This window comes from Nonomuraea corallina, assembly GCF_027620315.1.
Taxonomy (GTDB): domain Bacteria; phylum Actinomycetota; class Actinomycetes; order Streptosporangiales; family Streptosporangiaceae; genus Nonomuraea; species Nonomuraea corallina.
On sequence record NZ_JAPNNL010000158.1, the window covers coordinates 1 to 17,070 of the forward strand.

Genomic DNA, 17,070 nt, shown 5'->3' on the forward strand with positions numbered 1-17,070 from the left:
TGCTCCGGAGCGATCCGGGCCTCCACATACTGCTTTTCCGGGTAGCACGTGAGCTTCAGCCCATGCTGGGTGTAGAGCTCGGCCTTGTCGTCCGGGCCCGCATCCGAGCCCAGCCGCACGAGATCCCCGACCTCCTCGATCATGGCCCTGATCTCGGCGGTGCTGATGCGTTGAGCGGCTGGGACGGCCTTCAGCTCACCTTCCAAGCGGGCGCGCTCGCTCTCGGTCTCGTTGATCCATGAGGGGATCTCGATCGGGTCGCCTCCGGCGTCGGGGGCGGAACGGTACTGGTTGAGCCGTTCCTACAGGTCATCGTGCGTACACGCCTCCCGGCCCGGACGAGACCGGTTCGGAGAGCACCGATGATCATCGGGTCAACTTTCCACCCGGAAGTCCTGGCCGAGGTTTCCCCGGCACCGCCGATGCCCATATCCCTACCGCGCCTGCCGGGACGGGACGGCGCCGAAATGCCAGCGGAAGGACCCGCCAGCCCACATGAACCGCGCCACCGCGTCCGGACGGGACCACGGGCCGCTGCCGGCACTGCTCCTTCTGCTCACCGTGAGCACCGGAATGATCGACGCGGTGAGCTTCCTGGGGCTCGGCGGGGTGTTCGCCGCCGCCATGTCCGGGAACGTCATCCTGTTCGGCATAGGCATCGCCGGCGGAGGCACGCTCCTGTCGGCCGCGTTGTCCCTCACCGCCTACTCGGTGGGCGCGGCCTGCGGCGGGCGGATGTTCCTGCGCGGCGATCCGCACCGCGGCATCCTCCTGGCCGGAGGCACCGCGATCCACGCGGCCCTGGTGTTCACCGCGGCGCTGATCGGCCTCCGGTACGGGCTCTCCAGCACCCCGCTGAACAGGCTGATACTCGGCATGCTGGCCTTCTCGATGGGCTGGCAGTACTCCATCATCCGCAGACTGAAGGTCCCCGACCTGACCACGACCGTCGTCACCACCACGCTGACCGGTCTGTTCGGCGAGTCCACCGGTTACGACAAGCAGCACCGGCGGATCATGATGATCGGCATGCTGCTGCTCGGCGCGCTGACCGGTGGCCTGCTGTGGCGGCTGGAACTCAGGACGGCCCCGATGTGGGTGGCCGGGGCCATCCTCACCGGGTGCGCCGCGGCCGCGTACGTCGCCGCGCGGCGCCCTGGTTCGCAGAGCTGGAGCTGAGCGCGACGCCTCGACGGCGGCGCGGTGGAACAGCGCGCGCAGACCCTGGTTCAGACGTGGCGAGCGCGGTGGTCGACCCGCGTGGCGGGAGTCTAGGCCGGTGGCGGGTGGCCGAACGATAAAGAACGCGTGGAATCTTCGACAGGCATTCTCCAGGTATGACGACACGGGAGAAACGGTCGTCGTGCCGTACGGAGTCGTCTCCCACACTGGACAGGCACGGCGGGCCCCGCGCGACTGCCGCCCGCGAAGCGCCGCAGACACCAGGTGGAGTGCTCAATGGATCTGTCCAGACGCCGGATCGTCGCCGGACTCGGCGTCGTGGCGGCCGGCGCCGTGGCGCGTCCGTTCACGCCGCAGCCGTCGAGCCCGCCGGTGATGCCCGTCGCTCCGCGCGGCGTCACCCCCGGGGAGCTCGCGCGTGACGAGCGCTTCTGGGCGGCCGTCGCCCGGCAGTTCCGGGTGAGCCCGGACTTCGTCAACCTGGAGAACGGCTACTACGGGATCATGCCGGAGCCGGTGAAGGGGGCGTACCACCGCAACGTCGACCATCTCAACGAGCTCAGCTCCCACCTGCTGCGGACCACCTTCAAGCCGCGCGCCGACGAGGTCCGCGACCGGCTCGCCGCCCTGCTCGGCGTGACGAGGAACGAGATCGCGCTGACCCGGGGCGGCACCGAGGCCCTGCAGAACCTGATCGCCGGCTACAACCGCCTGCGTCCCGGCGACGCCGTCATGTACGCCGACCTGGACTACCACAGCGGCCAGTACGTCATGAACTGGTTGCCCGCCCGGCGCGGCGTCACGGTCGAGCGCATCGTCATGCCCGAGCCCGCCACCCGCGAGGCGGTGCTCGACACCTACGCGCGAGCGCTGCGCGAGCACCCGAAGGTGCGGCTGCTGCTGCTCAGCCACATGAACAACCGCACCGGGCTGGTCACCCCGGTGCGAGAGATCGTCACCATGGCCCGCGAGCACGGCGTGGACGTGATCGTGGACGCCGCCCACTCCTGGGGCCAGCTCGACTTCACCGTCAAGGACCTCGACGCCGACTTCGGCGTGTTCTCCCTGCACAAGTGGATGGGCGCGCCGCTGGGGTCGGGCTTCCTCTACATCCGCGAGGGCCGGCTGGCCGACATCGACCTCTGCTACATCGACGAGACCTACCCGGCCTCCGACATCCGTTCCCGCGTGCACTCGGGCACCATGAACGTGGCCCCGTTCCTGACCGTGGACGCCGCGCTCGACTTCCACGAGAAGCTGGGCGCGAAGGTCAAGGAGGCCCGGCTGTGCTTCCTGCGCGACCGCTGGGTCCGCCGGGCGCGCGAGCTCGGCGCGCAGATCCTCACTCCGGACGAGCCCGGCATGTACGGCGGCATCACCGCATTCCGGCTGCCCGGCCGCGTTTCCAAGGAGGACAACGTGGCCATCGCCGAGGACTTGATGACCCGGCACCAGATCTTCACCGTGGCCCGCAGCGGCATGGCCGGAGGCGACGTCGTGCGGGTCACCCCGGCCCTGTTCACCTCGATCGACGACGTGGACCGGCTGGTGGCCGCGCTGCGCGACATCAGCGCACGCCCCCGGTGATCACCCGAACGGCCGTCCTGTCTCCGGTCAGGTTCGCCGCCCGGTGCTCCGCCGGCCCTTGAGGAACAGGATCGTGCCGATCGGCGTGAACAGCACGCCCAGTCCGCCGGTGATCATCGGTCCGATGAACGCCGACCAGAACGAGGCGATCCGCGCGTCGTACGGGTTGTCCGGGTCGTAGGCGACAGGGATGCTCTCGCCCTTGGCGTAGGCCGGCGGGCTGCTGCCGTGTGAGCTCCGGAACGAGTACTGCCTGCCGTCGACGGTGAACTCGACGGTCGAATACCAGACGGTGGTGTGGCGGTAGAAGCCGTCGCGGTTACGGGTCGTGCTGGTCTCTTCCGTCAGCTCGACCACGGTGCCGTCGGTCTGCTGCGCCGAGGCCAGGAAGCTCGCCGCCGAGGCCGCCAGGGCGACGGTGACGCAGAGCAGGACCAGGCCGACCAGACCGAAGATCCCCCCGACGAGGGTGAGGAGCCTTCCGTTGTGCATACGAGGAGTCTGCCGAACGCGGGGCGCGGTCCGGACGGCGGCTCCCGCGGGGCGCTAGGACGGTTCCGCCGGTGGGGGTGTCGTTCCGCCGGAGCGCCGACGGCCGCTCCGGCGTCGGATGACGGCCTGTTCGATGCCGGACAGGGCTTCGAGTTGCTGTGTGGACAGCGCCTCGGTGAAGTGGCGGTGGATCGAGGCGAGATGGTGGGGGGCGGCCTGGGCGTGGGCCTGCCGACCGGCCTCGGTCAGCACGACGTCGTCGCCGCGGCCGTCGAGCTCGCAGGCCTGACGGGTGATCAGCCCGCGCCGTTCCATCCGGCCGAGTTGCCGGGACAGCCGGCTGTGCGTCCAGTTCATCCGGGCGGTGAGACCGCTCACCCGGATGCAGTGCTCCCCGTCGGACATCGCGACCACGGCGTCCAGCACGTCGTAGTCGGCCATCGACAGGCCCGCGTCTCGCTCCAGGTCACGCGCGACCTCCGCGTCCACCAGCAGGTGCAGCCTGCGGTAGGCCGCCCAGGCCCGGCTTGCGGTCTCGTCCTGGGGTCCCGATCGCGTCATACGCATCAGTATAAGAATTCGCGTGACATGTAACTAATCTTCTCCTAGCATCTTCGTTACATGTAACGAAGATGACGAAGGGTGTGGCTGATGTCGATCGAACAGCGCATGATCAAGGTCAACGGGGTCGAGCTGTGCACGGAGTCCTTCGGCCGATCGGGGCATCCGGCGATCCTGCTGATCCACGGCGCGGGTCACTCCCTGCTGGCCTGGGAGGAGGACTTCGTGCTGCGACTCGTCGCCGGCGGCAGACGCGTCATCCGCTACGACAACCGGGACGCCGGCCTCTCGACGCACTACCCGGCGGGAGCACCGCCGTACGGGCTGCGCGACCTGACCGCCGATGCCGCCGCCCTGATCGACGCCCTCGGCCTGGTCAGCGCCCATGTCGTGGGCATGTCACAGGGCGGGGCGGTCGGCCAGCTCCTGGCGCTCGACCACCCCGGCCGGGTCGCCTCGCTCACCCTCGCCTCGGCCACGCCCGGCGTGCCCGGACAGGAGCAGCCGGACCTGCCGCCGATGTCGGCCGGGCTCCAGGCCCTGTTCACCGAGGAGGCGCCGGAGCCGGACTGGTCGGACCGGGCCGGCGTCATCGACCACCTGGTAGAGGCCGAGCGCCCGTTCGCCGCCGCATCCAGGCCGTTCGACGAGGCGGGCATGCGGGCCATGGCCACCCGCGTGGCCGGGCGGACCGCGAACCTCGCCGCCCAGCTGGCCAACCCGTTCCTGATCGACGCCGGGGAGCCGTGGCGGGACCGGCTCGGGCAGATCACCGCGCCGACCTTGGTGCTGCACGGCACCGAGGACCCCATGTTCCCCATCGAGCACGGGCGCGCCCTGGCCGCGGAGATCCCCGGCGCGCGCTTCGTGGCGATGGAGCGGACCGGCCACGAGGTCTTCCCCCGCGCCCAGTGGGACACCGTCGTCCCCGCGATCCTCGAGCACACCGAGCCCCGGTGACCTGCGACAGGACCGTCGGCGGTCCTCTCAGGCGTCCGCCCGGGTCATCCGCAGGGCGAACTCCGCGTAGGTGTCGGCCACCTTCTCCGGTTCGTACGGCATGGCGGAGTCGTACCAGTTGGCCACCCGCATGCCCATCCCGCTGATCGCCGTGACCGCGAGGAAGGCGTCGGGCATGTGGAAGACGCCCGCGGTGATGCCCTCGTCGAGGATGTCCATGAGCAGTCGCCGACCGTCGGCGCGGAGGGTGAGCGCGGGAGCGGCGAGTCGAGCGAGAGGGCGTGCAGCTCGTACGTCGTCGGTGATCAGCGAACCGGCCGGGACGGTCGCCTGGCACGCCAAGGCCGTGGCCGCCCTCGCGACGCACCGGCGCTGACCTCAGGAGCGCTCGACGCGGACCGCGACCCCGTCGAGGATCAGCTCCAGCCCGAGTGAGAAGTCCGCGTCGGCGATGGTCGCGTCGGGGGTGTCCGGCGGCAGCGTCTCGAACAGCGCCGAGGCGAACAGCCGGGCCGTCTCGGGAAAGCGTCCGGGGTCGACGAGCCGGACCAGCGCGCGGCCGTAGTCGCGCTCGGCGTCGGCCTGCCCCTGGCCTTCGGCGGCTCTGCCTTCGGCGAGCTCGCTGTATTGCCGTACCCACTGGACCACGTAGCCGTTGATCAGCGTCAGGATGCCGACCTTGTGCGCCCAGTCGAGGCGGGTGCGGGACAGGATGGCGAGCGCGGCCTCCATCCAGGCGATCTGGTTGGGGCCGGACGGCGGCCCGGAGGCGGGCACGCGCGTCAGCCACGGCCGGCGCTGCGACACCGCGCGCAGCGCGAAGGCCCAGTCGCGCAGCCCTGCGCGCCACCGCGCCAGCTCGCCGCGGAGCTCGGCCAGGCAGCGTTCGGTGTGCGGGTGGGCGTCGAGGATGTGGTCGACGGTACGCCACAGCAGGCCCAGCAGCAGATCGCCGCAGCACCCGGTCCGGAAGGCCGCCGCGAGCAGTCCGCGGGAGACCTCATGCCGCTTCTCCCCGAGCCCGGGACCCATCAGGCACTGGTGGGCCAGATCGGCCGCCTCGGCCAGGGCCGTGGGGTCGCCGGACCTCCTGGCCTCCTCCAGCAGGGCGAGGACGGCCGTGTGCTCGCCCGACCGGTAGTCGGCCTCGGCGGCCAGCCGCAGCGCCGCCAGAGCCGTCGCCCGGCCGTCGCCCTCGGCCACAGCCGCGTCGTAGGCCGCGAATCAGCGCCCAACCCCCCGGTGTTCCATCCCGTTCCACCGGCGTTCCAGCCCCGGGACACCGTCTGCGCGGGCGCGGTCACGGGGTCCGGTGCGGGTCATGCCTGGGTCTGTCTGCTCAGGGACTGGGCCTGCCAGGGCCAGCGGCCTTCGAGTTCCACCTCCAGCGAGAAGCTGAGGATGGTACGGACCAGCACGATCACGGCGAGCACGCCGACGCCGGCGAACGTCGGTGAGACGGCGACGGTGCGGATGATGTCCGCGGCGACGAGGAACTCCAGCCCGAGCAGGATCGCCCGGCCCAGGCCGCGGCGGTACTTCTGGTAGGTCTCCTGGACGGAACGGCGCTGGAACAGCCGGTAGCCGAAGATGACGGTGGTCATCAGGGCGCCGATCACGATGACCGCGACTCCGGCCAGGTCGATCGCCTCGCCGGCGGCCTCGATGATGCTCTTGTTCATGGGCGGTGTCTCATCCTGGAGCGCGCGGTTGTCCTTGCGCCTCGCGTGCCCGGCCCCGCCACCGGTCAACCCTGCCCCGGATGAGCGGGCCGGTATAGCTTCGCTCCATGAATCTTGGCGTCAACGTACCGAACTTCGGGCCGGGAACCGATCCGGGCGTGCTGCGCGAGTGGGCCCGGGTCGTGGAGGGGCTCGGCTTCGACCTCCTGATGATGTCGGACCACGTGGTCGTCACGCCGGACGTGGCCGAGCAGTATCCCGAGCCGTTCTACGAGCCGTTCACCACGTTGTCCTGGCTGGCGGGTCTGACGACCCGGGTCCGGCTGGGCACGACCGTGCTCGTGCTGCCCTATCGGCATCCGCTTCTGGTGGCGCGCATGGCCGCCAACCTGAACCAGCTCAGCGGCGGGCGGTTCGTGCTCGGCGTGGGCGTGGGCTGGGCGCGTCAGGAGTTCGCGGCGCTGGGCGTGCCGTTCGCCGAGCGCGGCCGGCTGACCGACGAGTATCTGGCCGCCCTGCGCGACGCCTGGGGCGCGGAGACCGGTGATGCGGTGCCCATCTGGGTCGGCGGCAACAGCGGGGCTGGGATGCGGCGGGCCGCCGAGTTCGGCGACGCCTGGCATCCGCTGCGCACCACCCTGCCGTGGCTGCGGGCGGCCATGGCGGAGCAGCCGCGGCTCACGACAGCGCCCCGCATCGCCCTGCGGCTGACCGCCGAACCCGTCGAGGACGGTGAGCGGCTCGCCGGCGTCGGCACGCTCGAACAGATCCTGGACGACCTGGCCCAGCTTCGCGCGCTGGGCGCGGTCACCGTGGTGCTCGACCCCTTCCACGGTGACCTGGAGGAGATCCGCCGGCCCCACGCGGCCTGGCGGGCGCTCACCGCCGTGGCGACGCACTGGAGGAACACCTGATGATCACCCCTGCGGACGAGGACTTCCTGCGGCGCGCGATCGCCCTCGCGGCCCACGCCGTCACCCTGGGCGACGCGCCGTTCGGCTCCCTGCTCGCCGGCCCGGACGGCGAGATCCTCGCCGAGGCCCACAACACGGTACGGAGCGACAACGACATCAGCGCTCATCCGGAGCTGAAGCTGGCCCGCTGGGCGGCCCGCGAACTCGACCAGGAGACCGCGCGCGGCACCACCCTGTACACCAGTTGCCAGCCCTGCGGCATGTGCGCCGGCGGCATCGCGCGCTCGGGGCTCGGCCGGGTCGTCTACGCGCTGTCCACCGAGCAGTTCGTCGAGCTCCATCCGGCGGGGGCCTGGCCGGCCGTGCGGCAGGACGGCCCGGCGCTGTTCGACGAGGCCCGGGCGCCCATCGACGACTACTACACCTGATCGCCGCCGGCGGAGTTCTTCCGCTCGCGGTGAGTGAGGGCGGGAGGAGGGCGGGAGGCAGCGCGCCCTGACTCCCGCCCTGCCTCCCGCTCGTGCCGCGCGTCGCGAGGCCCGGAGCCACGCGGGCGTCAGCCGCTCGCTATCGGAAGCGGATCTGGCCGTTCCTCAGCTCTTCGCCGGGCAGGCAACTGGCGGTGGACGGCTGTCCGCCCGGAGAGCGCCACAGTCCGTACCGGAGCGTGGGCAGCGGGTTGCCGGGCTTCTCGCACCGGGCCACGGCCTGGTACTCCCCCGTACCGGTGGCGCAGTAGACGGACACGGTGTTCGAGCTGGTCGTCACCTGGCAGCTGCTGGGCTGGGCGTGCGCGGCCGTCGCCGGCAGGGCCATGGCGCCGGCCACGATCCCGCCGATAGCGGCCGCCCGCAGGGTCCGCCTCGCCTTCGATCTCATGATTCTCCTCTCATGGACGACACCCCCGTCGGATGCCGCGAACGCGGACGGGTCAGGAGAGGAGGTAGCCGCCTCCGCCCACCTCTTCGGTGCTCTGGCAGTTGACCGTGGACGGCGAGCCGCCGGGCGAGCGCCACTGGCCCCACCTGACCGTGTACTTGCTCGTACCGATGCGGTAGCACCGGACCCACGCCTGGTAGGTGCCGTCGCCCTTGCCGCAGAACGCCCACCAGCCGTTGCTGCCGTACGGCGCGCTGCTGCAGTTGGAGGGGCCGGCGTGCGCGGCGGTCGCGGGCAGGGCCAGGGCGCCGGCCATGATCCCGCTGATCGCGGTCGCCTGCAGCACCCGCTTGAGTTTCGAACCCATACGTCTCCTCTCACAGACGGCGCCATCCGGCTGCCGCCCGAAAACCGCCTAGATCGCGATAAAAGCCCTGATTGTTGGCTTTTAGGATCGGCCGAGCGGTTTAGGTTGACATGATTTGAACGATAAACCGGGCACTTTATGCAGCGACTTGTCATCGGCTTACGGATACACTTGCCGCACATCACGATCTTGCTGACGCTGCGGGGGGCAGGCGTTGCGGTTCGGTATCCTCGGCCCGGTCGAGGTGGCGACGGATCACGGACCGGGGACGATCGCCCGGCCTCGGCACCGGGCGCTGCTCGCCTACCTGTTGCTCCACCCCGGCCAGGTGGTGACGTCCGGCCAGCTCATCGAGGCGATGTGGGGTGGCGCGGAGCCGAGTTCGGCGCGTTCCCAGATCCACGTGGCGCTGTCGGAGCTGCGGCGGGCCCTGCGGGAACGAGGGCTGGACGAGGTCATCGAGACCAGGCCAGGCGGCTATCTGCTCGCTCTGGGCGAGGACGACCTGGACGCCGACGTGTTCCGGCGGCACGTCGAGGCGGCGCGGGACCTGCGCCGGCACGGCAAGGCCGAGGACTCCGCCAAGAGGCTGCGGACCGCGCTCGGGCTGTGGCGCGGCCACGCCCTGGCCGACATCACGGCGGCGTACGCGCACGCGGCCCGTCAGGCGCTGCACGAGCAGCGGCTGAGCGCGCACGAGGCGCTGGCCGAGACCGAGCTGCTGCTCGGCCGCCACGACGCCCTGCTCCCCGAACTGGGCAAGCTCGTCGAGGAGCACCCGTTGCGCGAGCGGCTGGTCTGCCACCTGATGCTCGCCCAGTATCGGGCCGGCATGCGGGCCGAAGCCCTGCGCACGGCCCGGCGCCTGCGCGAGCGGCTGGTCGAGGAGCAGGGGCTCGACCCCGGCACCCGGTTCACGGAGCTGGAGAAGGCCGTACTCGACGCCGATCCGGCGCTCGACCCGCCCGCCGGGGCCGTGACGGTCCAGGCGCCGCCCGCCGGCACCACGCCCGCCCAGCTCCCCCTGGACGCGTGGGGGTTCACCGGCCGGGCCCGCGAGCTGGCCGACCTGGACCTCCTGACGGACGCGCGGGACACACCGCCCGTGGTGCTCGTGGTGGGCAGCCCGGGGGTCGGCAAGACCGCGCTGGCCGTCCACTGGGCCCACCGTCACCGCGACCGGTTCCCGGACGGGCAGCTCTATGCGAACCTGCGGGGGTTCGACCAGGATCGGGCGCCGTTGCAGCCCTATGACATCCTGCGGCGCTTCCTGTCCGCGCTGGGGGTGGAGCCCGGCGCCGTTCCGGAGGACGTGGACGAGGCCGCGGCCCTGTTCCGGTCGACGCTGGCGCGGCGTCGCGTGCTGCTCGTGCTGGACAACGCCCGCAGCGCCGACCAGGTCAGGCCGCTGCTGCCCGGCTCGGCGGACTGCACCGTCCTGGTGACCAGCCGCAACCGGTTACGCGCGCTGGTGGCACGCGAGGGCGCCCGCCCGCTCCCGCTCGGCCCGCTCACCGAGGACGAGGCCGCCGCCCTGGTCCGCACCGCCATGGCCGGGAGAGCCGCACCGGACGGAACGGCCGCCCTGGCCGGAGGAACCCCGGCAGGAGACGACGGCTGCGACCTCGCGGCCAGGCAGGTGGCTCAGCGGTGCGCGTACCTGCCGCTGGCGCTGCGCCTGGCCGCGGCGCAACTGATCGGCCAGCGGCACCTGACGGTCGCCGACTACGCCCGGCAGCTGACGACCGGCGACCCGCTGGCCGTGCTCGACGAACACGGCGACCTGGACGGCGCCGTCAGCGCCGCGTTCCGGCTCTCGTACCAGGCTCTTCCTCCCGGCACGCGGCGTCTGTTCCGGCTGCTGAGCCTGGTGCCAGGACAGGACTTCGGCCCGGCCGCGGCGGCCGCCCTGCTCGGCGTCACCCTCGCCGAGGCGCGCCCCCGGCTCGAAGAGCTGTGCATCGGCCACCTGGTCAGCGAACATCGTCCCGGCCGGTACACGATGCACGACCTGCTGCGCAGCTACGCCGTCAGCGCCTTCGAGACCGACGAGCCGGAGTCCGGCCGTGAGGAGGCCGCCCGGCGGCTGGTCGACTTCTACGCCGAGACCGTCTACGAGGCCTACCCGCTGCTGCAGCCCCGCCGGCTGGCGGGCGAGCGGGAGATCGTCCATCCCCCGCGTGAGCGCCCGCTCTTCGCCGACCGGGCCGCCGCGCTGGACTGGCACGACCAGGAGCTGGAGAACCTGGTCGGGGTGGTCGCCCTGACCGGCGCGCGCGGCTGGCACCGCCGGGCCTGGCAGTCGGCCGCCGACCTGCTCGCCTACTTCATCATCCGGCGGCGCTGGCCCGAGTGGCTGACCGTGCTGCGCACCGGACTGCTGGCCGCCGAGAGCAGCGGCGAGCCGGAGGCCGTCGCGCACATGCGCAACGCCCTGGGGGTGGTCCACAAGCAGCTGGGCAGGTACGACGAGGCGCGCGAGCACTACAGAAGGGCGATCGAGCTGGCGGCGGAGGCCGGCAACCCGCGCATGGTCGCCGCCTTCAACGCGAACCTGGGCGGCCTGGCCATCAACGAGGGCGACCTGGAGGCCGGGCTGCGCCACCTGCGGATCGCCCTGTCCGTCCCGGAGTACGGGCATGATCCCCAGTACGCCGTCGCGGCCTACATCAACCTGGGCTGCGCCCTGATCGACTCGGAGCGGTATCCGGCGGCGGAGGAGGCGCTGCGGCGGGCGCTCGCGTTCGCCGAGGCGGTGGACGACGCGCAGCAGGCCTGCTACGCCCACCACAACCTGGCGGAGATCGCCCTGCGCGAGGGGGACCGGTCCGCGGCTCGCCGGCACGCCGAACAGCAGTTGCGGCTCGCCGAGGAGATCGGCGACCCGCTGCGGACGGCCTCCGCGCACGACAGCCTCGCCTCCGCCCTGGTCCACGAGGATCGGGCCGCCGCCCTGGCGCAGTGGCGTGCGGCGCGGCGCGTCTACCGGGAGCTCGGGCACCGCATCGCCGACGTCCTCGACGAGTGGCTCGCGGTCCTGGACACGCTAGACGACCCGGCGTGGCTCGCCGCGGCCGACGAGTCCCGCCGCCGCCGGTGCCGCCACCTCATCTGAGGCCACCTCGTCTGAGGCCACCTCGTCTGAGGCCACCTCGTCTGAGAAGGTCGAGAACGGCCCGCCGGCTCCGTCCCGGGGACGGACGCGGCCGTCGTGGCCGCCGTACTTGAGGAGACCTCAGCATGACGATCCAGCGGATGGACAACGTCCTCATCGTCGTCGACGACCTCGACGCCGTCATCGCGTTCTTCGTCGAGCTCGGCATGGAGCTGGAGGGCAGGACCTCGGCCGAGGGGCCGTGGGTGGAGAGCGTCATCGCGATCGAGGGGGCCAGGCAGGAGATCGCCATGCTGCGCACCCCTGACGGTCACGGCCGGGTCGAGCTGGCGATGTTCCACACGCCGAAGGCGATCAGCCCGGAGCCGAAGGACGCACCCGCGAACACGCTGGGCATCCGGCGCATCATGTTCGCCGTGGACGACGTCGAGGAGGTCGTGGCCCGGCTGCGCGCCCATGGCGCCGAGCTCGTCGGCGAGCTGGCGCGATATGAGGACAGCTATCTGCTCTGCTACCTCCGCGGCCCCGAGGGCATCGTCGTCGGGCTGGCCGAACAGCTCGGTTGACGGCCGTACATAGGACCTCGTGAAGGGAGCCAGGGCGAAAGATCCACAAAATCACCCCATCTATGCATCGGAACCTATAGGGTCCCTTTTCGGAATCCTGACCCGGAATGTGTACTTCGAGCGTCGCACCATGGGGCTTTAGGGCGTTTCTCGAAAATTCATGCATTTTTCCAGGTCACAGCATCGTGTGGCGACGCCAGATGGGAGATGCCGAGCCTCATGACCGCCCGTGGCGACACCCCTCAGCCCGCGCCACCGCTCTCGGACCCGGCTCCGGCCGCGCCCGAGCCGGGCGCGTCCCGGTGGGCCGCGCACCTGTGGTGGATCTCGCTCGTCGCGGGGGTGCTCGGTTTCGCGTTCGTCTGGCTCGTCACGCCGCACGGCCGGGAGATCGGCTCCGCGTGGGAGCTCGGCGCCAAGCTGGTCGCCTTCGCCTTCCTGTGCGGCGCGATCGCGTTCTTCCCTTGGGTCACGCAGCGCCTGCACTGGCTGCTGTGCGTGCCGTTCGTGTTCTTCACCGCGTACGTGATCCCGCGGATCAGCTACTTCTACTACGGGGACGTCGAACGAGCCCAGGGTGACAGCTTCTACACCCATCTGTACCTGCTGCTCTACCCCGGGCTCGTGCTCACCGTCGCGGCCGCCTACCGCATCGGCGGGGGCAGCCCGGGGCGCTGCCTGAAGATCGCGATCAGCGGCATCGTCATCGTGTTCTCGGGGCTCCTCGACATCATGTGGCAGCTCGTCAACCCGGTCGAGATCCCGGCCGTCATCGACGCGCCGCACATCAACGTGATCACCGGCGGACCGATCTCGTTCGCCGCGGCCGTCGTGTTCACGCTCGCGCACGTGCCGATCGTCGTCGGGATCAACCTGCTTCCGCTGGACCGCTGGATCGCCCGGCTGCTCGGGACCGGGACGCCCACGCCTGCGGACCGTCACTGACGCGACCGAAGCCACACGAGGAGGCGAAGCTGGACGCCCACGACGTACCGCCGACCGTCGACATCTCGGTGGCGGCGCCCGCCTACAACGAGGCGGCCAACATCGCGGCGGCGGTGACCGAATGGCGGGACTACCTGTCCGGGCACCCGGCGATCCGCGCCTGGGAGATCGTCGTCTGCAACGACGGGAGCACCGACGCGACCGGCGCCATCCTCGCGGAGCTGCGGGAGAGCATCCCGCAGTTGGTCGTCGTCGACTTCCCGGTCAACCGGGGCGCGGGCGCGGCCATCGCCGCCGCCATCGCGCACACCCGGCTGGACTGGGTGGTGCTGCTCGACTCCGACGGGCAGTTCCCGATCGCCAACCTCGACGCCTTCCTCGACCGGTTACGGGCCGGCGAGGCGGACGCCTTCTCCGGCGCGCGGGTCAGGAAGGCCGACGGCCTGGCGTACCGGTGGGGCTCGGCGGCCAGCGGCGCGGTCAGCAACCTCACGCACGGCACCCGCTACTGCGACTACAACTCGATCTTCAAGGTGGTGCGCGGCCCGCTGCTGCGCGCCCTGCGCCTGGAGTCGGGCGGGATGAACTGCTCGACCGAGCTCACCGCCAAGGTGACGGAGCTCGGCCACGTCTGGGTGGAGATCCCGATCGAGCACCGGGAGCGCGGCGGCGGCGCCCGGGGGTGGCGGTTCTGGCGCGGCGCGCGGGACCGCGCCCTGTTCGTCGGCTATCTCGGCTATCGCCGGTGGCTGTTACGCCGGGGCGTGCTCCGCCTCCCGGAAGTGACCCCGGAGGCGCTCTCCCAGGAGTCCAGGGAGCCGGCGGCGAAGGAGCGGGCGGCGAAGGAGCGGGCGCGATGAGTGGCCGCACCGCCGTCACCCTCTTCAGCGGCGGGCGCGGCGGGGCCGGCATCGTGCGCGGCCTGCTGGGCACGCCCGGGATCGACCTCACCATCCTCGTCAACGGCTACGACAACGGGCACTCCACCGGCGCACTCCGGCGCTACCTGCCCGGCATGCTCGGCCCGTCCGACTTCCGCAAGAACCTCCTGGTCCATCTCGACGACGGCGACCCGCGCCAGGCCGCACTCCGCGCGGTCCTGGAGCACCGGCTCCCCGCCGGGACCACGCGGGAACGGCTCGGCGAGCTGACCGACGCGATCGGCTCGCCGGACGGCGGGACCGGCCCGTTCCCCTCCCTCCCGCCGTCGGCGGGCGCCGCGATCGCGCGGGACCTGACCGCGTTCCTGCGCAGGCTGGACAGCCGTCCCGGCGGGCTCGACCTGACCGATTGCGCGCTGGGCAACCTCGTGCTCGCGGGCGCGTACCTGCGGCTGGGCGAGGACTTCAACGCCGCCGTACGGGCGTGCGCCCGGACGTTCGAGTCCCCGATCCGCCTGCTGAACGTGACCAACGGCGAGAACGCCTTCCTGGTCGCGCTCAAGCAGGACGGCCGGCTGCTCGCCGACGAGGCCGACATCGTCGCGCCGCAGGACACCGCCGCGATCACCGACCTGTTCCTGCTGAACGTGCCGCTCACCCCGACGTGCCGGGCCGAACTGGCCGGCCGGCCCGCCGAGGAGGTGCGGCGGGCGCTGACGCGCCGGCGGGCCGCGGTCTCGCTGAACCCGGAGGCCCGGGACGCGATCAGGGACGCCGATCTGATCGTGTACGGGCCGGGCACGCCGCACTCGTCCCTGTTGCCCAGCTACCTCACCCCGGGGATCGCGGACGCCATCGCGGAGAGCCGGGCCACCGCCAAGGTGTTCGTCGTCAACAAACGCGACGACCACGACGTCCAAGGACTGAGCGCGCCGGAGCTCGCCGGCCTCACGCTCGCCTACCTGGGCGACCCCGGCAACGCGCGCGCCACCGTCACCCACGTCCTCAGCCACCGGGCCCCCGAGGCGCCGCCGGTGCCGTCCGACGTCGCCGTCAGCGGCGTCTGGGCGGGCGCCCGGTGGCTCACCGCCGACCTGGAGGACCCCGCGCGGCCAGGCGCGCACTGCGGCCCGTGCACCGTGCGCGCGCTGGCCGGGATCGCCGGCGAGGCCGCGCTGGCGAGGGCCCGATGAGCCCGGCGGCGCTGGTCGCCGGCCGACGGGTCTGGCTCTGCGACCTGGACGGCACGCTCGTCGACTCGGCGCCCGTCCACGCGGCGGCGTTCCGCGCCGCGATCACGGAGCTCGCGCCGTCCGTGCTCGGCTCCTTCCGGTACGACGCGCACGCCGGGGCGACCACCCGCGAGGTGGTGGCCGGCCTGGGCCTCGGCGGTGACGTGGCCGAACGGCTGGTCCGGCGCAAGCAGCGGCTGTACCGGGAGTACGTGGAGGCGGGCAGGGTGCCGCTGTTCCCCGGCGCCCGGCGGCTCCTCGGCCGGCTGAGCACCGCCGGCCGCACGGCCTACCTGGTCACCAGCGGCAGCAGGGGGTCGGTGGACCGCGTCCTGGCGGCCTGCTCCCTGGGCGGCTACTTCAGCGGCGTGCTCACCGGGGACGACGTCCTGTCGGGCAAACCGGACCCGGAGTGCTACCGGCAGGCGTGCGAGCGCTGGAGGGTCGACCCGGACGACGCCGTGGTCGTGGAGGACTCCCCGCACGGGGTCGCCTCCGCCGTGGCCGCGGGGCTGGTGACGTTGCAGGTGTACGCGGCGGAACCGGCCGCCGGGGCGGTCCGGGTGCGGGATCTGGACGAGATCGCGGACTGTCTCGACAGAGAAGTGAGTGTGAGCGTTAGTGAGTGAGCGGCAGTGAGTGAGCGGCAGTGAGTGAGCGGCAGTGAGTGAGCGGCAGTGAGTGAGCGGCAGTGAGTGAGCGGCAGTGAGTGAGCGTTAGTGAGTGAGCGGCAGTGAGTGAGCGGCAGTGAGTGAGCGGCAGTGAGTGAGCGGCAGTGAGTGAGCGGGGCGTGTGCGCGGTGATCCCGGCGGCCGGGAGCGGGACCCGGCTCGGCCTGGGCATTCCGAAGATCATGTTGGAGATCGCCGACGGCGTCACCGTGTGGCACCTGCTGCACCGGCGGCTGAGCCCCTGGGTGGAGCACGTCCACGTGGTCGTCTCCCCGGCGGGTGAGATCCCGTTCCGCCGGCTCGCCGCCGCCGAGATCGAGCGCGGCGACGTCTCGGTGAGCGTCCAGGCGCGGCCCACGGGCATGGGCGACGCGATCTTCGGCGCCGTCGCGTCCTGGGAGGCGTACGAGAGGATCCTGGTGGTCTGGGGCGACCAGGTGAACCTGTCCTCGGCGACCGTGCGCCAGGTGGTGCTGGCCGGGCACGACGGCGTGACCCTGCCGCTGGTGCCGATGGCCGACCCGTACGTGGAGTACGAGCTGGACGGGCCGCGTCTGGTGAGGGTGCGGATGTCCCGGGAGGGGGACGAGTGCCGGCCCGGCGGGCTCAGCGACGTCGGCGTGTTCTGCCTCGGCACGGACGGGCTGGCGCGGGCCTGGGCGGGTTACCTGGCCGACGCCGCGCCCGGAGCCGCCACGGGTGAGATCAACTTCCTGCCGTTCCTGCCGTACCTGTCGCAGGTCCACGGCCGGACGGTGACCGTGGTGCCGGTCGCCGACCCCGACGAGGCCCGCGGCGTCAACACCGCCGACGACCTCGACTTCGCCCGGAGGGCTTACCAGCGGTGCCCGGACTGAGCCGGCCGCGTCCCCTTCCGCGTCGCTGTTATGTGGTCTGCACCGAGGTCCCGCCGGGCGTCGTCGGCGGTCTCGGACGGTACGCCGAGCGGATGCTTCCCGCGCTGCGCGACCTCGGCGTCCCGGTGGAGGTGTTCGGCGCGGTCGGACGGCGCCTGCCCGCCAGGACCGAGCGCGAC

General features: G+C 72.0%; 20 protein-coding genes. 12 read left to right on the plus strand and 8 right to left on the minus strand.

The window, feature by feature from the left end; all coding sequences use genetic code 11:
* On the minus strand, nucleotides 1-206 hold a 206-nt coding region (locus tag OUY22_RS28940; protein WP_270158360.1), incomplete at its 3' end, for a hypothetical protein.
* A 289-nt stretch (nucleotides 207-495) separates the two neighbouring features.
* Here OUY22_RS28940 and OUY22_RS28945 point away from each other — a divergent pair.
* Nucleotides 496-1,179 (plus strand): YoaK family protein, encoded by a 684-nt coding sequence (locus tag OUY22_RS28945; protein WP_270158361.1) that lies wholly within the window; start codon nucleotides 496-498, stop codon nucleotides 1,177-1,179.
* A 279-nt stretch (nucleotides 1,180-1,458) separates the two neighbouring features.
* Nucleotides 1,459-2,769: an aminotransferase class V-fold PLP-dependent enzyme gene (locus OUY22_RS28950; RefSeq protein ID WP_270158362.1), complete on the plus strand. Its 1,311-nt coding sequence runs from the start codon at nucleotides 1,459-1,461 to the stop codon at nucleotides 2,767-2,769.
* Between the two features lie 27 nt (nucleotides 2,770-2,796).
* Here OUY22_RS28950 and OUY22_RS28955 read toward each other — a convergent pair whose 3' ends face one another.
* Together OUY22_RS28955 and OUY22_RS28960 are read right to left on the minus strand one after the other, a co-directional pair.
* Nucleotides 2,797-3,261 (minus strand): DUF3592 domain-containing protein, encoded by a 465-nt coding sequence (locus OUY22_RS28955; RefSeq protein ID WP_270158363.1) that lies wholly within the window; start codon nucleotides 3,259-3,261, stop codon nucleotides 2,797-2,799.
* A gap of 54 nt (nucleotides 3,262-3,315) precedes the next feature.
* Nucleotides 3,316-3,822 carry a MarR family winged helix-turn-helix transcriptional regulator gene (locus OUY22_RS28960; RefSeq protein WP_270158364.1) on the minus strand — a complete coding sequence of 169 codons (507 nt, stop codon included), beginning with the start codon at nucleotides 3,820-3,822 and terminating at the stop codon, nucleotides 3,316-3,318.
* Nucleotides 3,823-3,912: 90 nt separating this feature from the next.
* Here OUY22_RS28960 and OUY22_RS28965 point away from each other — a divergent pair, with 90 nt between their 5' ends.
* Nucleotides 3,913-4,782, plus strand: a complete 870-nt coding sequence (locus OUY22_RS28965; protein WP_270158365.1) for an alpha/beta fold hydrolase — start codon at nucleotides 3,913-3,915, stop codon at nucleotides 4,780-4,782.
* Between the two features lie 27 nt (nucleotides 4,783-4,809).
* On the opposite strand, the gene OUY22_RS28970 is transcribed toward OUY22_RS28965, so the two are convergent.
* The 3 genes from OUY22_RS28970 to OUY22_RS28980 all read right to left on the minus strand — a co-directional run bounded on the left by OUY22_RS28970 (nucleotide 4,810) and on the right by OUY22_RS28980 (nucleotide 6,464).
* On the minus strand, nucleotides 4,810-5,124 hold the full coding sequence (locus OUY22_RS28970) for a hypothetical protein (RefSeq protein WP_270158366.1): 315 nt from the start codon (nucleotides 5,122-5,124) through the stop codon (nucleotides 4,810-4,812).
* Between the two features lie 36 nt (nucleotides 5,125-5,160).
* Complete coding sequence (locus OUY22_RS28975) at nucleotides 5,161-5,985, minus strand: TetR/AcrR family transcriptional regulator C-terminal domain-containing protein (protein WP_270158367.1); 825 nt, start codon at nucleotides 5,983-5,985, stop codon at nucleotides 5,161-5,163.
* A gap of 116 nt (nucleotides 5,986-6,101) precedes the next feature.
* Nucleotides 6,102-6,464, minus strand: coding sequence for a DUF1622 domain-containing protein (locus tag OUY22_RS28980; RefSeq protein WP_270158368.1), 363 nt, complete (start codon nucleotides 6,462-6,464; stop codon nucleotides 6,102-6,104).
* 107 nt (nucleotides 6,465-6,571) lie between these two features.
* Between OUY22_RS28980 and OUY22_RS28985 the strand changes: the two genes are divergently transcribed.
* The gene (locus OUY22_RS28985) at nucleotides 6,572-7,378 is read left to right on the plus strand and encodes an LLM class flavin-dependent oxidoreductase (protein WP_270158369.1); all 807 of its coding nucleotides are present in this window, start codon (nucleotides 6,572-6,574) and stop codon (nucleotides 7,376-7,378) included.
* Entirely contained in the window at nucleotides 7,378-7,806 is a 429-nt protein-coding gene (locus tag OUY22_RS28990; RefSeq protein WP_270158370.1) for a nucleoside deaminase, read from the plus strand. Before OUY22_RS28985 ends, OUY22_RS28990 begins: the two co-directional genes overlap by 1 nt.
* Nucleotides 7,807-7,945: 139 nt before the next feature.
* On the opposite strand, the gene OUY22_RS28995 is transcribed toward OUY22_RS28990, so the two are convergent.
* Both OUY22_RS28995 and OUY22_RS29000 read right to left on the minus strand, forming a co-directional pair.
* Entirely contained in the window at nucleotides 7,946-8,257 is a 312-nt protein-coding gene (locus tag OUY22_RS28995) for a hypothetical protein (RefSeq protein WP_270158371.1), read from the minus strand.
* A gap of 52 nt (nucleotides 8,258-8,309) precedes the next feature.
* Complete coding sequence (locus tag OUY22_RS29000; RefSeq protein WP_270158372.1) at nucleotides 8,310-8,624, minus strand: hypothetical protein; 315 nt, start codon at nucleotides 8,622-8,624, stop codon at nucleotides 8,310-8,312.
* A 214-nt stretch (nucleotides 8,625-8,838) separates the two neighbouring features.
* Here OUY22_RS29000 and OUY22_RS29005 point away from each other — a divergent pair, with 214 nt between their 5' ends.
* The 7 genes from OUY22_RS29005 to OUY22_RS29035 all read left to right on the plus strand — a co-directional run bounded on the left by OUY22_RS29005 (nucleotide 8,839) and on the right by OUY22_RS29035 (nucleotide 16,891).
* Nucleotides 8,839-11,739 carry an AfsR/SARP family transcriptional regulator gene (locus tag OUY22_RS29005; protein WP_270158373.1) on the plus strand — a complete coding sequence of 967 codons (2,901 nt, stop codon included), beginning with the start codon at nucleotides 8,839-8,841 and terminating at the stop codon, nucleotides 11,737-11,739.
* Between the two features lie 125 nt (nucleotides 11,740-11,864).
* Nucleotides 11,865-12,305 (plus strand): VOC family protein, encoded by a 441-nt coding sequence (locus OUY22_RS29010; protein ID WP_270158374.1) that lies wholly within the window; start codon nucleotides 11,865-11,867, stop codon nucleotides 12,303-12,305.
* Between the two features lie 219 nt (nucleotides 12,306-12,524).
* Nucleotides 12,525-13,250, plus strand: coding sequence for a hypothetical protein (locus OUY22_RS29015; protein WP_270158375.1), 726 nt, complete (start codon nucleotides 12,525-12,527; stop codon nucleotides 13,248-13,250).
* Nucleotides 13,251-13,318: 68 nt separating this feature from the next.
* Nucleotides 13,319-14,110: a glycosyltransferase family 2 protein gene (locus OUY22_RS29020; RefSeq protein ID WP_270158376.1), complete on the plus strand. Its 792-nt coding sequence runs from the start codon at nucleotides 13,319-13,321 to the stop codon at nucleotides 14,108-14,110.
* Nucleotides 14,107-15,324 (plus strand): 2-phospho-L-lactate transferase CofD family protein, encoded by a 1,218-nt coding sequence (locus tag OUY22_RS29025; RefSeq protein WP_270158377.1) that lies wholly within the window; start codon nucleotides 14,107-14,109, stop codon nucleotides 15,322-15,324. Before OUY22_RS29020 ends, OUY22_RS29025 begins: the two co-directional genes overlap by 4 nt.
* Nucleotides 15,321-15,992: an HAD family hydrolase gene (locus OUY22_RS29030; RefSeq protein WP_270158378.1), complete on the plus strand. Its 672-nt coding sequence runs from the start codon at nucleotides 15,321-15,323 to the stop codon at nucleotides 15,990-15,992. The genes OUY22_RS29025 and OUY22_RS29030 overlap by 4 nt, the downstream gene beginning before the upstream one ends.
* A 146-nt stretch (nucleotides 15,993-16,138) precedes the next feature.
* Complete coding sequence (locus tag OUY22_RS29035; protein ID WP_270158379.1) at nucleotides 16,139-16,891, plus strand: NTP transferase domain-containing protein; 753 nt, start codon at nucleotides 16,139-16,141, stop codon at nucleotides 16,889-16,891.
* Nucleotides 16,892-17,070 lie beyond the last annotated feature (179 nt).

Coding starts and splice junctions, on each gene's coding strand:
- OUY22_RS29010 (WP_270158374.1), top strand. CDS start 11,865: ATGACGATCCAGCGGATGGACAACGTCCTCATCGTCGTCGACGACCTC.
- OUY22_RS28995 (WP_270158371.1), bottom strand. CDS start 8,257: ATGAGATCGAAGGCGAGGCGGACCCTGCGGGCGGCCGCTATCGGCGGG.
- OUY22_RS28965 (WP_270158365.1), top strand. CDS start 3,913: ATGTCGATCGAACAGCGCATGATCAAGGTCAACGGGGTCGAGCTGTGC.
- OUY22_RS28980 (WP_270158368.1), bottom strand. CDS start 6,464: ATGAACAAGAGCATCATCGAGGCCGCCGGCGAGGCGATCGACCTGGCC.
- OUY22_RS28960 (WP_270158364.1), bottom strand. CDS start 3,822: ATGACGCGATCGGGACCCCAGGACGAGACCGCAAGCCGGGCCTGGGCG.
- OUY22_RS29025 (WP_270158377.1), top strand. CDS start 14,107: ATGAGTGGCCGCACCGCCGTCACCCTCTTCAGCGGCGGGCGCGGCGGG.
- OUY22_RS28950 (WP_270158362.1), top strand. CDS start 1,459: ATGGATCTGTCCAGACGCCGGATCGTCGCCGGACTCGGCGTCGTGGCG.
- OUY22_RS28945 (WP_270158361.1), top strand. CDS start 496: ATGAACCGCGCCACCGCGTCCGGACGGGACCACGGGCCGCTGCCGGCA.
- OUY22_RS29030 (WP_270158378.1), top strand. CDS start 15,321: ATGAGCCCGGCGGCGCTGGTCGCCGGCCGACGGGTCTGGCTCTGCGAC.
- OUY22_RS29015 (WP_270158375.1), top strand. CDS start 12,525: ATGACCGCCCGTGGCGACACCCCTCAGCCCGCGCCACCGCTCTCGGAC.
- OUY22_RS28955 (WP_270158363.1), bottom strand. CDS start 3,261: ATGCACAACGGAAGGCTCCTCACCCTCGTCGGGGGGATCTTCGGTCTG.
- OUY22_RS28985 (WP_270158369.1), top strand. CDS start 6,572: ATGAATCTTGGCGTCAACGTACCGAACTTCGGGCCGGGAACCGATCCG.
- OUY22_RS29000 (WP_270158372.1), bottom strand. CDS start 8,624: ATGGGTTCGAAACTCAAGCGGGTGCTGCAGGCGACCGCGATCAGCGGG.
- OUY22_RS28990 (WP_270158370.1), top strand. CDS start 7,378: ATGATCACCCCTGCGGACGAGGACTTCCTGCGGCGCGCGATCGCCCTC.